Origin of the sequence: Veillonella orientalis (genome assembly GCF_018406505.1) — a bacterium.
Taxonomy (GTDB): Bacteria; Bacillota; Negativicutes; order Veillonellales; family Veillonellaceae; genus Veillonella; species Veillonella nakazawae.
On the sequence record NZ_AP022322.1, the window covers coordinates 879,386 to 899,645 of the forward strand.

A 20,260-nucleotide genomic window follows, 5' to 3' on the forward strand; every position below is an offset into this window, starting at 1 on the left:
GACCCATCAAACGATGAGTCTATTATCCTAATTATTATTTAAATAAAGCTTTATCAAGGCTATAGCGACCTGCGCCAGCGAAGAACAACATAAGAGCACCGAAGCCCATTTGAGATGGGTAATCCCAACTAAAGAAACTACCGTTAATACTCAATGTTGTTGCCATAGCTAATGTACCGATGAGCATAAGAGATCCAATTCTAGTGAATAGACCTAAAACAATAAGAATACCACCAATCATCTCAGCATAAGATGCCATAGTACCTAATATTTCATAACCACCAGGTACACCTAATGGTGCCAACATAGCTCCAACTTTATAAAGGCCTTCAGCACCGCTCAAGTACTTTAAATATCCATGATAAAACATGGAAATACCAAGTGCCAAACGGTAAACTAAGAGGCCAAAATTAATATAATTAGGTTTACTTTTAAAAATAAAGCTTAACATAGTAATCCTTCTTTCAAATCTAAACAAAAATCGAAATAATTCGATATCGTTATTATAGTGGAGAAAAACTACCATGTCAAACTAGACTCAATATTAAATTCTATAGAATTATAACATATGTGGTATACAAAATCAATTTTATCGATTTGATAAACCACATATAATCTTCTAATTTAATACTTAAAAAGTCAAGAAATATTCTGTACTTATTTAATGCAAAAAACTATTTAATTTTCAGATATATAAAAATAATCCTAATGAAAAAGTGAACATATAGTTCCTAATTCATTAGGATTATTCTAAATTTTATAGATTATGCGCTAAGCAGTTGATTACATCATACCGCCCATGCCACCCATTGGAGGCATTGCAGGTGCTGCAGCATTTTCTTCTACTTTATCAGCTACGATTGTTTCAGTAGTCAATACAAGAGATGCAATGGATGCAGCATTTTGAAGTGCAGAACGTGTTACTTTAGCAGGGTCCACGATACCAGCTTTAACCATGTCGATATATTCTTCAGTCAAAGCGTTGAAACCAACACCAGCTTCTGTATTTTTAACTTTTTCTACTACAACGGAACCTTCAAGACCAGCATTGTAAGCGATTTGACGAAGAGGTTCTTCTACTGCACGTTTAACAAGGTTAATACCAGTTTGAACGTCGCCAGTTTCTTCCAATGTGTTCAATGCAGGGATAATATCGATGAATGTAGTACCACCACCAGCTACGATACCTTCTTCAACAGCTGCACGAGTTGCGTTCAATGCGTCTTCGATACGAAGTTTTTTATCTTTCATTTCAACTTCTGTAGCAGCACCTACTTCGATAACTGCAACACCACCGGATAATTTTGCAAGACGTTCTTGTAATTTTTCACGGTCGAATTCGGAAGTTGTTTCTTCTACTTGTGCACGGATTTGGCTTACACGTTTAGCGATTACGTCTTTATCGCCTACACCATCGATGATTGTAGTTTCATCTTTAGTGATGCGAACTTGACGAGCTGTACCAAGATCAGTAAGTTCTACAGAATCAAGTTTGCGGCCCATATCTTCAGTAATTACAGTACCACCAGTCAAAATAGCGATATCTTCAAGCATAGCTTTACGACGATCACCGAAGCCAGGAGCTTTTACAGCTACTGCTTTGAAAGTGCCACGCAAACGGTTTACTACCAATGTAGCCAATGCTTCACCTTCTACATCTTCAGCGATGATAAGAAGTTCTTTACCTACTTTTACCACTTTTTCAAGTGTTGGCAACATATCAGCGATAGCACTGATTTTACGGTCAGTAATCAAGATATATGGGTTATCCATTACAGCTTCCATACGGTCAGGATCAGTTACCATGTATGGGGAAATGTAACCACGGTCAAATTGCATACCTTCTACTACGTTTAATGCAGTTTGCAAGCCTTTGGATTCTTCTACAGTGATAACGCCGTCGTTACCTACTTTTTCCATAGCTTCAGCAATTAAGCCACCGATTTCTTCGTCCGCTGCGGATACACTTGCAACTTGAGCGATTTCAGCTTTACCAGAAACTTTAATGGAACGTTTTTTAATTTCTTCAACCAAAGTTTTAACTGCTGTTTCAATACCTTTTTTCAAGATCATTGGGTTAGCACCAGCTGCTACGTTGCGCATACCTTCTTGGATCATAGCTTGTGCCAATACTGTTGCAGTAGTAGTACCATCACCTGCTACGTCATTAGTTTTAGTAGCAACTTCTTTAACTAATTGAGCGCCCATGTTTTCAAATGGATCTGGAAGTTCGATATCACGAGCAATAGTTACACCATCATTTGTGATTGTTGGGGAACCGAATTTTTTATCCAATACAACATTACGACCTTTTGGTCCTAATGTAACTTTTACAGCGTTTGCCAATTGATCAACGCCACGACCTAAAGCGCGACGAGCTTCTTCATTAAACAAGATTTCTTTTGCCATATGTATACCTCCTAGATAATAACAGTATCTAATGTAAGGGAATGTATATGCCCGTAGGCAATATAGAATGTATCAATAGTATGTTTAGCTCTATACAGCTATAAATTAGCTATTATAGTACTGCTAAGATATCGCGTTCGCTAATGATCAAATGAGTAGCGCCATCGATTTCTAATTCGCTACCAGCGTATTTTGCGAACATAACAGTATCGCCAACTTTAACTTCTGGAGCTACACGTTGACCATTGTCATAAACTTTACCAGCACCTACAGCTACTACTACACCTTCTTGAGGTTTTTCTTTTGCTGTATCAGGAAGGAAAATACCACTTTTAGTTTTTTCTTCTTTTGCTTCTAAACGGATAAGAACGCGGTCAGCTAATGGTTTTAACATATGATGTCACTCCTTATTTACTAGTTATTATTTACAATTTATTAGCACTCTAAGTTACCGAGTGCTAATCACATGTATTATTATAACCTATGTCAAAATAAATGCAAGCAGAAATTTTGATTTTTTGACTTTTTAGTTTTTATTTGATATTAGACACAAAAGACTAGTATAAGTTTTGATTCTTATACTAGTCTTTGTATCTATTTTGAAACTTGATTAATTAATGCTTTACAGATATTAACAATACTATCTCGTTTCTTCATACTTAGGGCACGAATGCGATTATAAGCTTCCTCTTCTGATATAGAGTACAGCTCCATCAATATACCGGTCCCTTTTTGAATGATTTTACGCTCCTCTAATGATTGTTCTAATTCAGCCATTTTTTCGCGTAGCTCAGCATCACTATGATAACGCCCTAATGCCATTTCTAAGGTTGGAACCAATTGTTCTTCACGAACAGGCTTAATTAAATATCCATATACGCCAGATTCTCTAGCCTTATTTATTAAATCCTGTTGACTATAACTAGTTAATAGAACTACAGGTGCTTCATGGTGAAAGCCAATTTGACGTGCTGCTTCGATGCCATCTAATTCTGGCATTTTTACATCCATTAGAACAATATCAGGTTTATATTCTTTGCAAAGCTTGATGGCTTCAACACCATTAGTCCCTTCTGCCACAACTTCATGACCAGAGGATTCAATAATATCGCGTAGATCCATACGTATAAGGGATTCATCATCCACTATTAAAACGCGCATTTACTTCTCCTTCTTCATATGTATTGTCACTAGAACACCGGCATCAGTATTTTTAACAGATAGACGCCCTTTTAACTCATGGGTAACTAAATTATTAATGATAGTTAATCCTAATCGCTTATTCGAGTTAATAGAGAAATCTTGAGGTAACCCTTTTCCCGTATCAGAAAAATCTAATACAATATATTCCTCTAATTCCGAAACAGCTAGACGAATCTCCCCTGCTTTACCATCTAAACCATGTTCAAGGCTATTAGTAATTAATTCATTAGTTATGAGGGATACATAACTTGCCATATGAGAGGAAATCAATATATCTTCTCCACTATAGGTAAAGGTAACCTCTTGGTCTTGTCTGATCATACTCATGCGCAACAAACGACATAACTCGTCATAGATTGATCGGATACCAATATAATCCTCATCATAATGGGACACAATATCGTGAACCAAAGCCATACTTTCAATACGATTGATTCCCTCTTGTAAGGCTTGTTTAACTTCTGGCAGGCTAGAACGTCTTGCTTCCATCCGTAGTAATCCCGCTACGGTTTGTAAATTGTTTTTTACACGGTGATGAACCTCTTTGATAATAGAATTCTTTACCAGCAATTCTTGTTGCTGCTTACTTTCACGGGTACAATCGTGAAGCACGAGGAAACAACGTGTTTCATTGCGTCCCATAGCAATAGGAATCATATGCTGACGAATTACCATATCTTGATAGATTTCTTCACTAGTGTATATCGTTCTATCATCCAACACTTGTTGTATGGCAGAAATTTTTAAGGTACTGCTATAAATTGATGACCCTACTAGTCGTCGATCAAATCCAAGCAAATCTACTAATTGTATAGCCGACTCATTACCATAGAGAATTCTATGAGAATCATCGAAGATGATTAAACCATCGAAATAAGAAATTGGCTCATACGATTGTATTTGCTCATCTGTAGCAGTTAACATGAGACGTTGCATCGTATCAGATAAGATATATTCTTGTTCGTATTGATTTTTTTTAATAGACGGAGATACTGTAAAAGCTATCCCCCCAATAATACGACCACCATTGTCGACAACAGGAAAAACATGTTGTCGTTGATCATGCTCTACCCCAATAAGAGGTTGACCATTTCCCATCATAGAATGCCACGTATTATTTCCTTTTATTTGTCGAGTAATAACACCTTGCTCGCTCCGTTCAATGCATAGCATATCTGCACGTTGCTGCATATCACCTTGTGATTTTTCTAGAAGAGGCGTAAAAATCTGTATCCTTTGACGGGTCAATGACTCGCCAAAGGATATAAGTTTACTAATATGCTCAAGTAGTGAGGTTTGTAATGGTCCTAATGATGTTGTATTTAAAATATCTTGACCGATATCCACAATTAATCCTCTTTCCAAGATACATGACCAATTTCAACACTTGGTTTTGCATTCAATGTTAAATCGCCAAATTTACCAGCTTTAGCCATATAATAGGCACGACAACCAATCATTGCAGCGTTATCGGTGGACAAAATTTTATGAGGCTTGTAATAGGTAAAGCCTTCTTCCTTACACATAACCTCTAAGGCTTGTTGTAAGCCTTTATTAGCAGATACGCCTCCCGCAATGGTAATACGCGTTTCACCTAATGTATGAGCTGCATCTTTCGTTTTTTCAACTAATACATCAACAATAGCCTTTTGGAAGGACGCGGCAACATCGGCTTGGTTAATAGGTTCATTCTTTTGTTGCTTGCTATTTAAATAGTTTAATACAGCAGACTTTAAACCACTAAAACTAAATTCAAAATTACCAGGCTCACTTAAAGCCTTTGGAAATTCAATCGCATCTGGATTACCTTCAAGGGCAAGTGCATCAATATGAGGGCCACCTGGGTAAGGGAAGCCCATAACACGAGCAATTTTATCAAAGGCTTCACCCGCTGCATCATCACGAGTCTGACCAAGAATATCAAATTCTTCGTACCCTTTTACATGAACTAGCATAGTATGACCACCAGATACAACGAGGCTCAAAAATGGAGGTTCTAATTCTGGATTAGCTAAGAAGTTAGCAAAAATATGACCTTCCATATGGTGAACTGGTACCAAAGGAATGCCTGTAGCAAAGGATAATCCCTTTGCAGCAGCTACACCAACCAATAATGCCCCTACGAGACCAGGACCATAGGTAACACCAATGTGGTCGATATCTTGTAACGTTACATTCGCATCGCGTAGCGCTTGATCTATAACAGGTATAACTTGTTCTATATGGTGACGTGATGCGATTTCTGGCACAACGCCACCAAATTTTCTATGAATCGGCACTTGGCTAGAAATAACATTAGATAAAACAGTGCGTCCATCCTTTAAGACAGAGGCTGATGTCTCATCACAGCTACTTTCCAAGGCTAATGTGTATATACTCATTCTATTTCCTCTGAAACGAGAGACATAATATAAGCATCCTCTTTTGGCTCTGAATAATAATCTTTACGAATCCCTTTAACAGAAAACCCAAGATTTCTATACATTGATAAGGCAGGCAAATTGGATATGCGTACCTCCAAGAAGATTTCGTGCATACCTCTCTTGAAACATTCATCTATTAATTGTTTAGTAAGTTCTGAGCCATATCCCTTACCACGAGCAGAAGGAATAATGGCAATATTTGTTATTTGTCCTTCATCATATACGAGCCAAGCACCAGCATAACCAACAATATGATTGTCTTCGCAAATAACCATGTATAATTTATTATCTGCCCCTTCAAGTTCAGCAAGTACAGATTCTAAACTCCATGGAACTGAAAAGGACTGCTGTTCTATATCATAAATGACCTGAGCATCATCGATGGTCGCTAACCGAATCTCCATTATTCTGCTCCTGCCGCTTCAGTCACTATCACAGTAGGATTTTGGTTTAACATTTCAGGATTATCCTTATGTCGCTCCTCCCATAACACCTCTGCCTCAGAGCGACGAATATAGTAAGGAACCATATCCATTGGATCACATATCTCTTCACGTTCTACCAATTCACGACCTGCTAATAGTAAAGAGCTTGCCTTCGGAATACGTTGTGAAATATCTAGGACAGTCAAATTAGTATCGCTTTCCTCTAAAAGCTTTTCAATTCGCTTGATACCATCCCCTAAGAATAGGACCTCTTCCTTTGTTTCTCTAAATTTATCTAATAAATCACTAGCAACAATAACAAATGGCTCCTCTTTACATACTAGTTTGTTATTTTCATATCTATATAAACCAGCATATACATGCTTTTTCTGAGCATCGATAACAGTACAAATTGTACGATTTGTATATGAAACATTACGAGCTAAGCTGTCCATTGTCATCACACCATACAATGGAATTTGTAAGGCATAAGCCATTGCTTTTGCAGTCCCCATGCCAATACGCAATCCAGTGAAAGAACCAGGCCCGATACTAACGATAATACCTTTTAACTCATTCTTTTTTACTTGAGAGGCACGCAATAACATATCAATATGAGGTATTAGTTGCTCAGAATGAGTTAATCCAGCTTGGATAGTCAACTCACCAATAAGGTTATGTTCATCCATTAAAGCCACACTCGAAACGAGTGAGCTTGTCTCAATTCCTAACCACATATGGGCCTCCTATTTCTACTAAATCACCCTCTGAAAGGTAATCACTACCTAATGTGATAGATCGACTTGTATCATCAATGCGCGTCAAATAAATCCATAATGTTTCATCTGGTAATTCATCTGGGAATTTATCGGCCCATTCCACAATGGATACGCAATCCTCTGTATATTCGTAGAAGCCAATATTTTCAAGCTCGCTTATATCATCTAAACGATATACATCAAAATGATATAAATGTGTTCTATCCACATCATAAGTATTCATGATTGCAAAGGTAGGGCTTGTAATCTCCTCTGTAACTCCAAAGCCTTTCGCAATACCTTGGGATAGGTGCGTTTTTCCTGTCCCCAAATCACCAATTAAAGCAATACATAAAGGTTCTCCGCTTTGTTTGACCCATCTGCCTAATAACTGTCCAAATTGTTGTGTATCTTCTACTGTATGAGTTTCTAATTGAACATGTGCCTTATGATTCATGAAAATGATTATATCCTTTCGCTTCTATGGTCTTAATCGTTTTATCCGGTGTTACCATCTGAACATGACATGGTCCAGATATAACTTCACCGATTATAGTAATGCCAGATAAATTCTCTAATTTAGGAATCAATGCTTTAGGAGCCGTGAATACTAGTTGAAAATCCTCACCACCATATAATGCATAATCCACTGGATTAGTCTGTAAATACTTAGCTAATTCATAAGTTTCTTCATGAAGTGGAACAGCTTTTTCCTCTATAACAATGGATACGTTACTAGCCGATGCAATTTCATTTAATTCACTACCAAGACCATCACTAATATCATTCATACTATGAATTCCCAGTTGTCTCAATTGTTGACCTAATTCAATTTGTGGATCAGGTCGTTGATGACCAACCTTCGTCATAGCATAGCCATCTAAATTATAGGATAACGCACCTAAACCTGTGGCAGCATAACCTACATAATTTGTAATACCCACAATATCGCCAACTTGCGCACCACTACGCATAATAGCAGTGCCAGTAGGAACTTCTCCTATGATGGTAACAGTCCACACCATAGGTCCTTCTGTACGCACCGTATCTCCACCAAGTATATTGAGATGATATCTAGCACATTGAGCTTTAATGCCTCTATAGATTTCATCTAGAATAGCAGTATCAACATATTCAGGTGCCGCCACAGATAACACTATTTGTCGAGGAGTCCCCCCCATAGCAGCAATATCACTTAAATTGGCTGTCATGAGACGATAGCCTACATCATAAGGTTTCATATAGCGAAAGCTAAAATGAACACCTTCCACCATCGTATCTGTACTAATTAGTTGATCTGTTTCATTTGTAGCACGATACACTGCGCAATCATCACCAATCCCTGTAATTACAGTGCTCGGATCATGTATTGTATCATTTTGAATGTGGCTTATGAAATTAAATTCCCCTACCTCTTTTAATTGCATCTCATCACCTGGCTTCCGATTAGTATACATATTGTATTGTAACATATATAAAAGACAACAACAAAAATAGCAGATAGTTGATATATCAACTATCTGCTATCAATGAGCCTAATATAATTATTTTTTAATTAGGTTTGTCATCCGTTTAACAGGATCTTTCGTATCAAAGGAACCTACAGTAAGAACCTTTTTACCATTATTAACGAAGAGAACGCCATTAATATTATCAAAGGATGTCAATGTATTTACAATGGCAGCCATTTGCAATTTAACAGTTAAGTCCCCACCATTACCTTTTACGAAAGCGTCATTCACTTCTACAGAAGCAATACCGTCCTTTACAGTAACAGATGTGATTTGAATATCCTTAGAGAATACTGGATATTTTTGTGCTCTATCAGCTTTTAACATAGCTAGAAGAGCCGCTTTAGGCGTTACTTTATCCGCCTCCATCTCAACGGTTGATTGTGTTACCCCTGAGCCATCCTCTGTTGGAACAAAGAAGGCCATCTTAACCTTTTCTTGAGATACTTTCGTTGTTTCTGCATCCTTATTGACTTTCGTCTCTTGCACAGGTTCACTTTTACCTGTTGTAGGAGCTTGATTAGGTGTACAACCTGCTACAAATGCAAGCAAGCCTACACAGAGGATCGACAGAACTTGTTTACGTAATTTCATCGATTAACCTCCAAAGTAACTAGCAATACCATTGGCAATGCGATTAGCAAAGTCTTCTTGTGTTTGAGGAGATTGCAATGCTCGTTCCTCATTAGGATTGGAAATAAATCCAAGCTCTACAAGAACGGCAGGCATATTAGTATGTCTTAATACATACAAGTTGCCTTCTTGAATGCCACGGTCACCATTGAATCCTGGTACACTAGCAATTTGAGATTGTACCTTTTGTGCTAAACGGGCATCATTACCTGTTTTAGCATAGTAGTATGTTGCAATACCACCAACACTTGGATTGTTAAATGCGTTAATATGCACGCTGATGAGCGCATCAGAATTGCTACGGTTCGCTACATTAACACGAGCACCTAATTCATCAACACCACTTGCATTAGGACCATATACGTCTACGTCTGTAGTACGAGTCATAAGCACTTTAGCGCCACGATTTTCTAAGGCTTTTTTCAAGTACATAGAAATCGGTAGTGTAATATTTTTCTCTTGTACACCATGAGGTCCAACGGCACCAGAGTCACTACCACCATGACCTGGGTCAATAGTAATTGTCTTGCCAGATAAACCACCGCTAATAGAATACTTGCCAGATCCTGTGGGCATATTTTTCGCAGGATGTGCAGAAGGAGATGGACGTTTGCCATAGTAAGCAGGTTTAGGTGCTACACCTTTTTTCTGTACATCTACAACGATGCGATACGGTTTCTTATTAATCGTATCTTTCTTTAGGGAAAATACCTTTACATCACTCGTATCGATAGATGAAGGTGTCTTGATTGTTACCTTCACATCTCTGCCGTCCTCTGTAAGTCTAGCAGAACTAGCTATGCTAGAGTCCATATTAATATTCTCTTTAGCAGTTTTTAGCTTTGTTTTCTTTAAGGTAACAGTCGTCGTTTTCCCATCTTTGCTAATCGATGCAGATGCTTTCACAGGTGCTGATAAATCCATTACCATACGAACATATGGCACAGGTGCATCAGTTCGTGTCACCCATCGAGCATCTTCAAGATTAGCTGCCTTTGCTTGAGTCAAGAATAGAGGTAAAGCCATCAAGACAGCAAGGCACATAAAAAATAGTTTACGCAATACATTCACTCCAATCTAACTGACATACGTAGTGTCCAAACCATAGAGATGAGTCGATGATATCTTTGTGAATCAAAGTCTCATCGTTCCAATCTATCCATAAACTAATGTTAGATTATAGATAGATTATTTCATACAAACATGAAGATTAGTATGCCGATTATACATATTACTATATAAAGTCTTTATACAGTAAACACAAAAATCAGTTGCTTAAAATTATTTTTTGTGCTATACAATCGATACTAACGTTCAGTTGTAATTTGCCATTCATTCCCATCCGTACTAATGTGAATACGTCCCATCGTATCTGTACGGTAAATGGCAATATTGTTCTCCTGCAAACGACGCAATGTTATATCGTGAGGATGACCATAACTATTATACATGCCATTTGAAATTAATGCACTTTCTGGTTTAATAGATTTCAAAAAATCTTCAGAGCTACTTGTGCGAGAACCGTGATGTCCTACCTTAAGAACACGAGCAAACAGTCTAGAGTTCTGCTCTTTTATGAGTTTTTTCTCTTCTTGTAATTCTGCATCACCAGTAAAGAGCATAGAGAATTTACCAAAAATTAATTTACCTACGATAGAGTTATTATTAAGATCTGGCGCCCCTTTTTTATCTGTTAAAGGTTCCGCCCATGGTGCATATACTAGAAATACAGCACCGTGACCAAAATCAACTACATCTCCACTACGCAATGTGGAGCGTTGGATTTTATTTTTATCAATCCATTTCTCATAGGTTTTATACATATTATTATCAACAGAAATGCCATCATCATACACATGTTCAATGGGCATAGCTTTCGCAATAGCATAGAAGCCACCCATATGATCAGCATGTGGATGTGTAATGATAATATTTTTTAACTTAGTAACACCCATAGATTTTAGCTGAGCTACAATATTTTCACGATGCTCTATGTCACCTGTATCAATCATACTATATTCATCGCCAACCTTAAGCAGTATAGCATCCCCTTGACCGATATCTAACATATATACATCTAGCTTACCTTCAGGTGTAGTTGTCTTAGTATCAATAGAGTAAGCCCCATTAGCACTAGAGGTCGCCTGATTAGCAGCATTAGCTACATCTTTATTCGTACATCCTGCAATAGAAAAGATTGGAATACATAGCACTAATAAAAAAGCTATAAAGCGTTGTATTTTATTTGTCATTCTTATTCTCCCAATAATTCACTAATGACACAGCCTATAGAAGTACTTACATCACTAGGTGTATATCCCCAAGTTTTCGTATCACTTAGTATATCTGCACTGCGGCTATGTACATAGACCCCTAAAATGGCACTATCCTGTAAGGAATAGCCTTGGCTGATAAAGCCTGCAATGACTCCGGTTAATACATCCCCCATACCGCCAGTTCCCATACCAGTGTTTCCGATAGTATTAACATATACTGTACCATCAGGTAGTGCCACAACAGAAGGAATTCCTTTTAGAACAAGTACTACCTGATGAGCCTTAGCAAATGCTCGTGCCAATGTAATATAGTGACGTTCAATCCATTTTATAGGCAAATCAATAAGTCTACTAAATTCACCTAAATGAGGTGTCATCACGCAATATGGTAACTGTCGTTCCATCTTATATATAGACTCAACCTTACCATCTCGCAATGCATCTTTATCTACAGATCCCACATGACCTAATGCATATAACGCATCAGCATCAATGACTAGAGCACCTTCATAGCAATCAATAACATGATTTACTAAATCCGGAATATCTATTGTACGTCCCAAACCGGGGCCAATAGCAACTACTTGACGGCCTTCATAAATGGAGTGGTTTTCATTGATAGAGGTAACCATCACTTCTGGTATGATACGTCCTTGTACTGCCCGTTTAATTATCTCTGGAACACACAATGTAACTTTACCAGCACCACTATGAACAGCAGCTTCTGCAGCCAACATAGGGGCTCCCACCATATCACTAGAGCCACCAATAATTAGGGTATTTCCATTTACTCCTTTATGAGCCATTGGAACTCGATAATTAATTAGTGTTTCTGCTAAATCTGAATCAATAGTTATAGTGCTATCACGATTAACTAATACTTGCTGCCACGGAGCTCCTAAAGGGGCAACAATAACTGTTCCTCCTATAGCCTTGCCAGGATACAATAATAGACCTTGTTTTATCGCACCAAAGGTTACTGTATAATCATAAGACAATGTGCCCTCTGAGATTTGACCAGCAGTTGCATCAACACCTGCAGGTACATCAATAGCCCACAAATCAAAATTATATTGACTACGCATAGTATCAATAACGTGCAATATATCTATTGTGGTATCTCGAAGACGTCCAGCTAACCCTGTTCCCATAATGCCTTCTACAACTATAGCTACATTTGACCAATCATTAAAATCATCAAACATATCAATGATACAGCCCATTGCTTCACATCTCTTGAGTTGAACTGCAAAAAGGTCGCTACATTTGCTCGTATCACCTACTAGTGCAATTTGTACAGGTACACCTTGCTCTAAAAGATGACGAGCTGCTACAAGGCCATCTGCCCCATTATTACCTGTGCCACAGATAAATAGTACAAAACTATTGATAGAACGTGCATTATCTAAGGAAAACAAGTCATATTGTCCCCACAAAGCATCCACAATGCCACGTCCTGCATTTTCCATTAAAATTTCTAAAGAGACACCTAATTGCTTAGGTACTTCTTGATCTATATATCGAGCATCTTCAGTTGTTAATATTTGCATCTTATGCTCCTTCAAGTATAACTGTACTCATTGCATATGCTTTGCAATGACTAATCGACACATGTGTATCCGTATAGCCTAATGTTTCATAAATATCTTTAAAAGTATCTTGTAAACGAATTAAGGGAGCCCCTAATTCATCATGACCGATTTCTATATCTTGCCAAGATCCATGACGCATTCCCGTACCTAATGCTTTAATGAAAGCCTCTTTAGCGGCATATATACCGGCATAAGACTCGTAACGCCCCTTATTTCGACTTTCACAATAATCAATCTCATGAGGCGTATATACACGGTCGCGAAATGATTGAGATTTCTCTAAAGCTTGACGGATGCGGTCAATTTCTATAATATCATTCCCTAATTTCATAATAACTCCTAAATTACCTTAACATATATATTATACACTCTTAAAGTGGATAAAAACATAGATAAAATCTAGGCATTTACAGAGAATGGCAATGTGGCTAGACTGTAAATTTCTACCTTACCTTTACGGTTAACCGCCACGTACATCTGACCATTACGGTAATCCATATCCTCTACTTCCATTCCTGAAGTATAAGGACTTATATTCTTTACTATGCCTTCATTATCGACGAAAACGAAGGTCGTTAAGGTTGTAAAAATAGTGTTACCATTAGCAGCATAAGCACCATTATTATTTAAGTCGGTATGCTCTGCATCAATCTTATACGTTTTTACCTTATTAAAATTTGAATCATAGTAGTTAATAGTACGATGAGAATTTGTTAAAGGCACAATCGACACATATTCATTACGCTCTTTATCAAAGGCAAAATTAAATACCTTTTCTTTCAATTTAATAGGCGCTTCAACAATCATACTATCAGCTTCAATAGGTGTAACAATATATCCATCTACAACAGCATTAGTAGTATAGTAACGATTGTTATTCGGATTATAGGTTAACGTATTCATATGACCTAATAAACGTTTTTGACTATATTCATACTTAGCAACCACTTGCAATGTTGTGGGATTAATTTCATAAATAATTTGCTTTGTATTATCAGCATTTATACATGCGAGGACAAATACATCTTTTTTTGAGTTATAACAAAAGCCTTGGCACTGATTAACAGAACTATCTAATGGTATCTCCGCCAATCGTGTTAACGGTAAAGGCATTTGGACAGCACTTACAGGTTGTGCAAGCTTTGGTATATCAAAGACATTAGCAATATAATCAATCACACCTTGATCCATATTATCACCTCAATCTAACAAAAATGTATATAATCGTATATTAATTCATAAATATAAATATATAAAAAATAGGCGGTAAGACAAAAGTCTTACCGCCTAAAGTTGGTGCCGGAGGTGGGACTTGAACCCACACGGTGTTACCCGCTTGATTTTGAGTCAAGTGCGTCTGCCATTCCGCCACTCCGGCGTCTCGGAACATTTGTTATTATACAGATATCCCAAAACAATGTCAACACATTTTTTATATTTTATCTAAAATATTTTGAACCGTCTCCATACCGATGTCACATTGTTGCTTCCACGTAAGAGCTACACCTGTTATATAGCCTTTACGAGCATATTCCACATCAGTAGGAACACTTTCAGCACCATAATCTAGCTCGCCTGCCAACCAATAGTAATCCTGCCCTCTTGAGTTAATGCGAGCATCAATAATATTGCTATAAGTTTGTAAACCTTGGCTAACCATTTTAAAATGATCCCAATCACATACGCCACGTAACGGAAAGTTCACATTTAATAGGCCATCAAAATTCCCTTTCACATAAATTTTTTCTATCAATTCATGGATAAAGGGATGCATTTCATCCCCTCGTTCAGGAGAATATCGTTCCACAGATAATGCTAACCCTGGAATGCCATAAAAACAACTTTCCATAGCAGCAGATACAGTACCAGAATATAGCACATCTGAGCCCAGATTAAAGCCATGGTTAATACCTGAAATCACAAGATCTGGCATATCATCACTCAATAAATAACTAAGGCCAAACTTCATGCAATCAGAAGGAGTTCCCGTTAGAGCATAAAGGCGAGGATTTTCATCCTCGCCATTGTACGCGTCTAATTTTAAAGGAATCTCAGTCGTCAATGCATGGGATTTAGCACTTTGCTCATTTGCAGGTGCTACAACGGTAATTCGATAATATTGACTTAAGTACGATGCAAGACGGCGTAAACCATCTGCTAAAATACCATCATCATTACACATTAAAATATGCATAGTCACTCCTACAGATTCTATTTTTTATTCTTATTCATATTGCCCATACGTGTTAATTTCACGTCATTCAAACCAACAGCTCGCGTATGAACTGTATGAGACCATTCCTTATTATGACGACGGAACCAACCTAAAATATTTACAGGAACCCAAGAGTATACAAAAATTGGATATAACAAATAGTAGAACCAAATTTTAGGTGGAACTTTAATTTTTAACAACACAATAAGTGGGAACAAATATTGACCAATACCGATAATTTGCCATACAGACATCGGCATAATTTGATATAAAATATTTGTATAAATCGGCACATATGCATTGATATATGAAAATACTAAATATATAGTTGTCAACAACAAGAAATAAGGCTGACTAACTTGTAAAATGCCATCTAGGATAACGATATTTCCTTGTTTAATACCTGCGGCAAATAATTTAGGAATATATCGATCCGCACAGTCAAATTGACCTTGTGCCCAACGTAAACGTTGTTTACAAGAAGCCATCATAGTCGTAACTTTTTCATCATACACAATGGCATCGTGAGCCCAAGTAGTTTTAAGACCATGTGTTAATAGCTTCATAGAGAATTCCATATCCTCAGTCAAGCTATTACAATCCCAGCCATATTCACGGATGATAGATGTACGTATACACATACCAGTACCACCTAGTGCTGTGGACAAGCCAATGCGGTATTTTGCTAAATGCCACATATGATTAACCATCCAAAACATGATGGAAAATGTACCCGCAACCCAAGAGTCTGTTGGGTTTTTAGAGTTCAAATAACCTTGAATTACAGACTCACCTTTTTCAAGATGATCATTCATTTCTAACATAAATTGAGGATGTACTAAATTATCGGCATCAAAGATAAGAAAGGCATCATATTTCCGATCCATTCTTTCCACACGATCAAACATCCACCCCATGGCATAGCCTTTGCCTACTTCTTCTTTATTGAATCGTTCATGTACATTGGCACCAGCAGCACTTGCTACCTCAGCAGTCTTATCTGTACAGTTATCGGCAACAACAAAGATATCGTACAACTCATCAGGATAGTCCAAACTACGTAAGTTTTTTACTAACTCACCAACTACGGCTTCCTCATTATGAGCACACACAACGATAGCAAAGGAATTTTTAGGGGTATAGTTTTTATGTACTCGAGACCGCCACATACCAATTACGGCGAGCACAAAATAATAAACCGTATAAATTACGATTATTACCTGCATAGGGATCAATATCAGATCCAGTAGGTAATTCATACTATTATCCTCCACACACTTATTTACGCACTATATTTAACGCCCCATTAACAAGGCCAAATACTACATAACCAGCAAAGATCATTACTGCCCATGTATGCCAATCATATACGAGACAAGCTATGACAAAAATAGCAGTTAGTACAATGGAAAGTTTATTAATATAGATTGCAGTTTTACCTTTGAAGTCTGGGTATTTTACTTCACTAACCATTAAGAAGCCTACACCAATCATGCAAACTACTAATACAAATTGAGGAACCTCTACACCACTCAATACGTAGGTAGCCGCCAAGCAACCTGCAGCCGGAATTGGCAATCCTTCAAAGTAACCATGAACTTCTTCGGTTTTAATGTTAAAGCGAGCAAGACGGAATGCGCCCAATACAGCAAATACTAATAATGGTACATAGGCAATCCATCCCAAACCATAAAGCTCTTTCATATATAACATATAAGCTGGTGCTACACCAAAGCCTACAACATCTGATAAAGAGTCTAATTCACGACCCATAGGTCCTGCCACACCTAAAGCTCTTGCTACACGACCATCTAAACCATCAGCAACTAAGGACAATAGTACGCAGATAGCAGCATAGAAGGTATTCCCTGTGGCAGAGAATGTGATACCTAGAACACCAAAAGCTAAATTAGCACTGGTAAACAAATTTGGAATAATAGATTTATTCATGACGCAACCTCCCGATAACAGTGTCTCCACCTGTAATATGTTGACCTTTTTCCACGAACAACTCTACATCCTTATCCATGTAGATTTCAGTACAAGAACCGAATTTAATCATCCCGTACAATTGGCCGCGTTCAAGCACGCTATCAAGGTCTGTCCAAGATACGATACGACGCGCTAAAAGGCCTGCAATTTGTGTTACCAATACGGAAGTGCGATCATTTTCAATACAAATAGTATGACGTTCATTTTCAAAACCTACACTATCTTTAAAAGCAGGCAAGAAACTGCCCATTGTGTAGTGACGGTATGTAATTTTACCATCAATAGGCGCACGATTAGCATGTACGTCAAAAACAGATAGGAAAATAGTTACTTTTTTACACTCTTTATGTAAGTAAATATCTTCGTATACATCAGAAATATCCATAATTTTACCATCCGCTGGAGATAAAATTAAATCTGGATCTTGAGGGATTACACGTTTAGGATTTCTAAAGAAATTGACGAAAAATAATGCCAAAATAAATGAAATAATCGCAATTACATAATGTCCTAAAAATCCTAATACCACCGCGATAATGAGCATAGCCCCTATCAGTGGAAACCCTTCCTTAATTATTGGTCCTGTAGGCACGATTCAACACTCCTCTATTTATTTCTAATAACGGTCCACATAAACTTTGGAATAGCCAACATGCGGCCAATCCGTTGAGGTTCTAAATATAATCGATACAACCATTCGAGACGATTGCGTTGCATCCATTCTGGAGCCCGAGGAATATTACCTGCCAACACATCAAAGGAACCACCTATGCCGATAGCAACAACGCCATCTAGGTGACTCAATTTTTCTGAAATCCATTGTTCTTGCTTTGGTACGCCTAAGGCAACAAAGACTAATTTTGCCTTAGACTCACTAATAGCTTTAACGATTTCTTGTTCCTCTGTACTATCGAAGAATCCATCATGAATCCCTGCTATATTTAACGGTCCAACTTGGGCAGATAAATTATCAATTGCTCGTTGAGCAACACCAGGTGCTGCCCCTAAGCAGTATACAGGAATTTGCCGTTCAGCCGCAACTTTAAATAATCGTTTAGTTACGTCTACACCAGTTACGCGTTCAGGAACATGTTCACCTTGACGCTCTGCAGCCCACAAAATGCCAGCCCCGTCAGGAACGACGAGACTAGCATTATTCAATATGGTGTGCAATGTAGGATTTTCATTTGCCAAGATAACCATTTCTGCATTAGCCGTGGCTACTAAATGTAGCCCCGGCTCTTCAGTTAATTGCAAAATACGTTGGACTGCCTCATCCATTGTTACACAATCGATAGGCACAGATAAAACAGAAATACGTTTATTCAATGTAATACTCCATTATCAACCACTATAATTTGGTGCTTCAACGGTAATGCTTACATCATGCGGATGACTTTCCTTTAAACCAGCCGCTGTAATTTGAATGAATTGAGTGTTTTCAATCATTTCTTGGATGTTATGACACCCGCAATACCCCATACTTGCACGCAAACCACCAACCATTTGGAAAATTGTATCAGCCAACATACCTTTATACGGCACGCGACCTTCAATACCTTCAGGAACTAATTTCTTAGCTTCTGTTTGGAAATATCGATCTTTACTACCAAGTTTCATAGCTCCTAAGCTACCCATGCCACGGTATACTTTATAGGAACGACCTTGGTAAATCACTGTTTCCCCTGGGCTTTCATCAGTACCGGCTAAAATATTACCCATCATAACTACATTGGCACCAGCCGCAATAGCTTTGGCAATATCGCCAGAATATTTAATGCCCCCATCAGCGATGATAGGAATTCCATAGCGACGACCTACTTGAGCAGACTCGTAAACAGCAGTAATTTGAGGTACCCCAATACCTGCAATAACGCGAGTTGTACAAATAGAACCAGGTCCAATACCAACCTTAACAGCATCAGCACCAGCTTCAATAAGAGCCTCTGTACCAGCTGCAGTAGCAACATTGCCTGCAATAACAGGAATATGAGGATAGGCTTGTTTAATTTCTTTCAATGTACGTAGTACGCCTGCAGAATGCCCATGTGCTGTATCTACAATGATTACATCAGCCTTTGCAGATACAAGTGCATCAAGACGATCATACAAATCTTTAGACACACCAACAGCAGCACCAACTAATAGGCGGCCACTACCATCTTTAGCTGAATTTGGATATTTTGTCGCTTTTTCAATATCTTTTATAGTAATTAATCCTTTTAAGTTTCCATCATCATCTACGAGAGGTAATTTTTCAATGCGATGTTCACTTAAAATTGCTTTCGCCTCTTCAAGAGATGTACCTTCTGGTGCAGTAACAAGGGAATCCTTGGTCATGCAGTCTCCAATTTGGCGAGTTAAATCAGTTTCAAAACGCATATCGCGATTTGTAATGATCCCTACTAGTTTACCATGTTCTGTGATAGGTACACCAGAAATTTTATATTTTTTCATAATTTCTGCTGCATCAGATAGTAAATTTTGAGGGCTTAAGAAAATAGGATCGACGATAACACCATGTTCAGAGCGTTTTACCTTATCAACTTCATGGGCTTGTTCTTCAATAGACATATTTTTATGGATAACACCAAGGCCACCTTCACGAGCCATGGCAATAGCCATACGGGATTCAGTAACTGTATCCATCCCAGAACTAATCATAGGGATATTCAATGTAATGTCACGAGTTAGTTGAGTTTTTAACTCTACTTGATGTGGTAGTACATCAGAAGCCGCTGGTACTAACAAAACATCATCAAAAGTTAGTCCACGCATACCGAATTTATCGTCTCTCATATTTAATTCCTTTCCGTATAATAA

General features: G+C 37.8%; 22 protein-coding genes and 1 tRNA gene. All 23 read right to left on the reverse strand.

Annotated elements, in window-relative coordinates:
* Positions 1 to 34: 34 nt before the first annotated feature.
* Complete coding sequence (locus tag VEIS1202513_RS03970) at positions 35 to 451, reverse strand: DoxX family protein (protein ID WP_060924271.1); 417 nt, start codon at positions 449 to 451, stop codon at positions 35 to 37.
* Between the two features lie 332 nt (positions 452 to 783).
* Positions 784 to 2,409, reverse strand: a complete 1,626-nt coding sequence (gene groL / locus VEIS1202513_RS03975) for a chaperonin GroEL (RefSeq protein ID WP_024066582.1) — start codon at positions 2,407 to 2,409, stop codon at positions 784 to 786.
* Between the two features lie 112 nt (positions 2,410 to 2,521).
* Positions 2,522 to 2,803 carry a co-chaperone GroES gene (gene groES, locus VEIS1202513_RS03980; RefSeq protein WP_004696047.1) on the reverse strand — a complete coding sequence of 94 codons (282 nt, stop codon included), beginning with the start codon at positions 2,801 to 2,803 and terminating at the stop codon, positions 2,522 to 2,524.
* A gap of 200 nt (positions 2,804 to 3,003) precedes the next feature.
* The gene (locus VEIS1202513_RS03985; RefSeq protein WP_060924270.1) at positions 3,004 to 3,570 is read right to left on the reverse strand and encodes an ANTAR domain-containing response regulator; all 567 of its coding nucleotides are present in this window, start codon (positions 3,568 to 3,570) and stop codon (positions 3,004 to 3,006) included.
* The gene (locus VEIS1202513_RS03990) at positions 3,571 to 4,959 is read right to left on the reverse strand and encodes a sensor histidine kinase (RefSeq protein ID WP_060924269.1); all 1,389 of its coding nucleotides are present in this window, start codon (positions 4,957 to 4,959) and stop codon (positions 3,571 to 3,573) included.
* 2 nt (positions 4,960 to 4,961) lie between these two features.
* Positions 4,962 to 5,993: a tRNA (adenosine(37)-N6)-threonylcarbamoyltransferase complex transferase subunit TsaD gene (tsaD, locus tag VEIS1202513_RS03995; protein ID WP_060924268.1), complete on the reverse strand. Its 1,032-nt coding sequence runs from the start codon at positions 5,991 to 5,993 to the stop codon at positions 4,962 to 4,964.
* Positions 5,990 to 6,439 carry a ribosomal protein S18-alanine N-acetyltransferase gene (gene rimI / locus VEIS1202513_RS04000; protein ID WP_060924267.1) on the reverse strand — a complete coding sequence of 150 codons (450 nt, stop codon included), beginning with the start codon at positions 6,437 to 6,439 and terminating at the stop codon, positions 5,990 to 5,992. The genes tsaD and rimI overlap by 4 nt, the downstream gene beginning before the upstream one ends.
* The gene (tsaB, locus tag VEIS1202513_RS04005) at positions 6,439 to 7,197 is read right to left on the reverse strand and encodes a tRNA (adenosine(37)-N6)-threonylcarbamoyltransferase complex dimerization subunit type 1 TsaB (protein ID WP_060924266.1); all 759 of its coding nucleotides are present in this window, start codon (positions 7,195 to 7,197) and stop codon (positions 6,439 to 6,441) included. The genes rimI and tsaB overlap by 1 nt, the downstream gene beginning before the upstream one ends.
* On the reverse strand, positions 7,181 to 7,675 hold the full coding sequence (gene tsaE / locus VEIS1202513_RS04010) for a tRNA (adenosine(37)-N6)-threonylcarbamoyltransferase complex ATPase subunit type 1 TsaE (RefSeq protein WP_060924265.1): 495 nt from the start codon (positions 7,673 to 7,675) through the stop codon (positions 7,181 to 7,183). Before tsaE ends, tsaB begins: the two co-directional genes overlap by 17 nt.
* Positions 7,665 to 8,645, reverse strand: coding sequence for a thiamine-phosphate kinase (gene thiL, locus VEIS1202513_RS04015; protein ID WP_060924264.1), 981 nt, complete (start codon positions 8,643 to 8,645; stop codon positions 7,665 to 7,667). Before thiL ends, tsaE begins: the two co-directional genes overlap by 11 nt.
* A 117-nt stretch (positions 8,646 to 8,762) precedes the next feature.
* Positions 8,763 to 9,323 carry a GerMN domain-containing protein gene (locus VEIS1202513_RS04020; protein WP_060924263.1) on the reverse strand — a complete coding sequence of 187 codons (561 nt, stop codon included), beginning with the start codon at positions 9,321 to 9,323 and terminating at the stop codon, positions 8,763 to 8,765.
* A 3-nt stretch (positions 9,324 to 9,326) separates the two neighbouring features.
* Entirely contained in the window at positions 9,327 to 10,424 is a 1,098-nt protein-coding gene (locus VEIS1202513_RS04025) for an N-acetylmuramoyl-L-alanine amidase family protein (protein ID WP_213467897.1), read from the reverse strand.
* 245 nt (positions 10,425 to 10,669) lie between these two features.
* Complete coding sequence (locus tag VEIS1202513_RS04030; protein ID WP_060924261.1) at positions 10,670 to 11,614, reverse strand: ComEC/Rec2 family competence protein; 945 nt, start codon at positions 11,612 to 11,614, stop codon at positions 10,670 to 10,672.
* Between the two features lie 2 nt (positions 11,615 to 11,616).
* Positions 11,617 to 13,188, reverse strand: a complete 1,572-nt coding sequence (locus tag VEIS1202513_RS04035; protein WP_060924260.1) for a bifunctional ADP-dependent NAD(P)H-hydrate dehydratase/NAD(P)H-hydrate epimerase — start codon at positions 13,186 to 13,188, stop codon at positions 11,617 to 11,619.
* A 1-nt stretch (position 13,189) separates the two neighbouring features.
* Positions 13,190 to 13,561 carry a holo-ACP synthase gene (gene acpS / locus VEIS1202513_RS04040; RefSeq protein WP_024066570.1) on the reverse strand — a complete coding sequence of 124 codons (372 nt, stop codon included), beginning with the start codon at positions 13,559 to 13,561 and terminating at the stop codon, positions 13,190 to 13,192.
* A 68-nt stretch (positions 13,562 to 13,629) separates the two neighbouring features.
* The gene (locus VEIS1202513_RS04045) at positions 13,630 to 14,421 is read right to left on the reverse strand and encodes a hypothetical protein (protein ID WP_060924259.1); all 792 of its coding nucleotides are present in this window, start codon (positions 14,419 to 14,421) and stop codon (positions 13,630 to 13,632) included.
* A gap of 103 nt (positions 14,422 to 14,524) precedes the next feature.
* Positions 14,525 to 14,608: transfer RNA gene (locus VEIS1202513_RS04050), tRNA-Leu, on the reverse strand.
* 54 nt (positions 14,609 to 14,662) lie between these two features.
* On the reverse strand, positions 14,663 to 15,424 hold the full coding sequence (surE, locus tag VEIS1202513_RS04055) for a 5'/3'-nucleotidase SurE (RefSeq protein ID WP_060924258.1): 762 nt from the start codon (positions 15,422 to 15,424) through the stop codon (positions 14,663 to 14,665).
* Between the two features lie 17 nt (positions 15,425 to 15,441).
* On the reverse strand, positions 15,442 to 16,704 hold the full coding sequence (locus VEIS1202513_RS04060; RefSeq protein ID WP_024066567.1) for a glycosyltransferase family 2 protein: 1,263 nt from the start codon (positions 16,702 to 16,704) through the stop codon (positions 15,442 to 15,444).
* Positions 16,705 to 16,723: 19 nt separating this feature from the next.
* The gene (gene pssA, locus VEIS1202513_RS04065) at positions 16,724 to 17,395 is read right to left on the reverse strand and encodes a CDP-diacylglycerol--serine O-phosphatidyltransferase (protein WP_024066566.1); all 672 of its coding nucleotides are present in this window, start codon (positions 17,393 to 17,395) and stop codon (positions 16,724 to 16,726) included.
* Positions 17,388 to 18,029: a phosphatidylserine decarboxylase family protein gene (locus tag VEIS1202513_RS04070; RefSeq protein ID WP_060924257.1), complete on the reverse strand. Its 642-nt coding sequence runs from the start codon at positions 18,027 to 18,029 to the stop codon at positions 17,388 to 17,390. Before VEIS1202513_RS04070 ends, pssA begins: the two co-directional genes overlap by 8 nt.
* A 14-nt stretch (positions 18,030 to 18,043) precedes the next feature.
* The gene (locus tag VEIS1202513_RS04075) at positions 18,044 to 18,766 is read right to left on the reverse strand and encodes a WecB/TagA/CpsF family glycosyltransferase (protein ID WP_213467898.1); all 723 of its coding nucleotides are present in this window, start codon (positions 18,764 to 18,766) and stop codon (positions 18,044 to 18,046) included.
* Between the two features lie 15 nt (positions 18,767 to 18,781).
* Entirely contained in the window at positions 18,782 to 20,236 is a 1,455-nt protein-coding gene (guaB, locus tag VEIS1202513_RS04080; RefSeq protein WP_060924255.1) for an IMP dehydrogenase, read from the reverse strand.
* Positions 20,237 to 20,260: the final 24 nt, after the last annotated feature.

Bases quoted from the DNA above. Each gene is read 5' to 3' on its own strand.
- VEIS1202513_RS03970 (WP_060924271.1), bottom strand. From the start codon at position 451: ATGTTAAGCTTTATTTTTAAAAGTAAACCTAATTATATTAATTTTGGC.
- groL (WP_024066582.1), bottom strand. From the start codon at position 2,409: ATGGCAAAAGAAATCTTGTTTAATGAAGAAGCTCGTCGCGCTTTAGGT.
- groES (WP_004696047.1), bottom strand. From the start codon at position 2,803: ATGTTAAAACCATTAGCTGACCGCGTTCTTATCCGTTTAGAAGCAAAA.
- VEIS1202513_RS03985 (WP_060924270.1), bottom strand. From the start codon at position 3,570: ATGCGCGTTTTAATAGTGGATGATGAATCCCTTATACGTATGGATCTA.
- tsaD (WP_060924268.1), bottom strand. From the start codon at position 5,993: ATGAGTATATACACATTAGCCTTGGAAAGTAGCTGTGATGAGACATCA.
- rimI (WP_060924267.1), bottom strand. From the start codon at position 6,439: ATGGAGATTCGGTTAGCGACCATCGATGATGCTCAGGTCATTTATGAT.
- tsaB (WP_060924266.1), bottom strand. From the start codon at position 7,197: ATGTGGTTAGGAATTGAGACAAGCTCACTCGTTTCGAGTGTGGCTTTA.
- tsaE (WP_060924265.1), bottom strand. From the start codon at position 7,675: ATGAATCATAAGGCACATGTTCAATTAGAAACTCATACAGTAGAAGAT.
- thiL (WP_060924264.1), bottom strand. From the start codon at position 8,645: ATGCAATTAAAAGAGGTAGGGGAATTTAATTTCATAAGCCACATTCAA.
- VEIS1202513_RS04020 (WP_060924263.1), bottom strand. From the start codon at position 9,323: ATGAAATTACGTAAACAAGTTCTGTCGATCCTCTGTGTAGGCTTGCTT.
- VEIS1202513_RS04030 (WP_060924261.1), bottom strand. From the start codon at position 11,614: ATGACAAATAAAATACAACGCTTTATAGCTTTTTTATTAGTGCTATGT.
- VEIS1202513_RS04035 (WP_060924260.1), bottom strand. From the start codon at position 13,188: ATGCAAATATTAACAACTGAAGATGCTCGATATATAGATCAAGAAGTA.
- acpS (WP_024066570.1), bottom strand. From the start codon at position 13,561: ATGAAATTAGGGAATGATATTATAGAAATTGACCGCATCCGTCAAGCT.
- VEIS1202513_RS04045 (WP_060924259.1), bottom strand. From the start codon at position 14,421: ATGGATCAAGGTGTGATTGATTATATTGCTAATGTCTTTGATATACCA.
- surE (WP_060924258.1), bottom strand. From the start codon at position 15,424: ATGCATATTTTAATGTGTAATGATGATGGTATTTTAGCAGATGGTTTA.
- VEIS1202513_RS04060 (WP_024066567.1), bottom strand. From the start codon at position 16,704: ATGAATTACCTACTGGATCTGATATTGATCCCTATGCAGGTAATAATC.
- pssA (WP_024066566.1), bottom strand. From the start codon at position 17,395: ATGAATAAATCTATTATTCCAAATTTGTTTACCAGTGCTAATTTAGCT.
- guaB (WP_060924255.1), bottom strand. From the start codon at position 20,236: ATGAGAGACGATAAATTCGGTATGCGTGGACTAACTTTTGATGATGTT.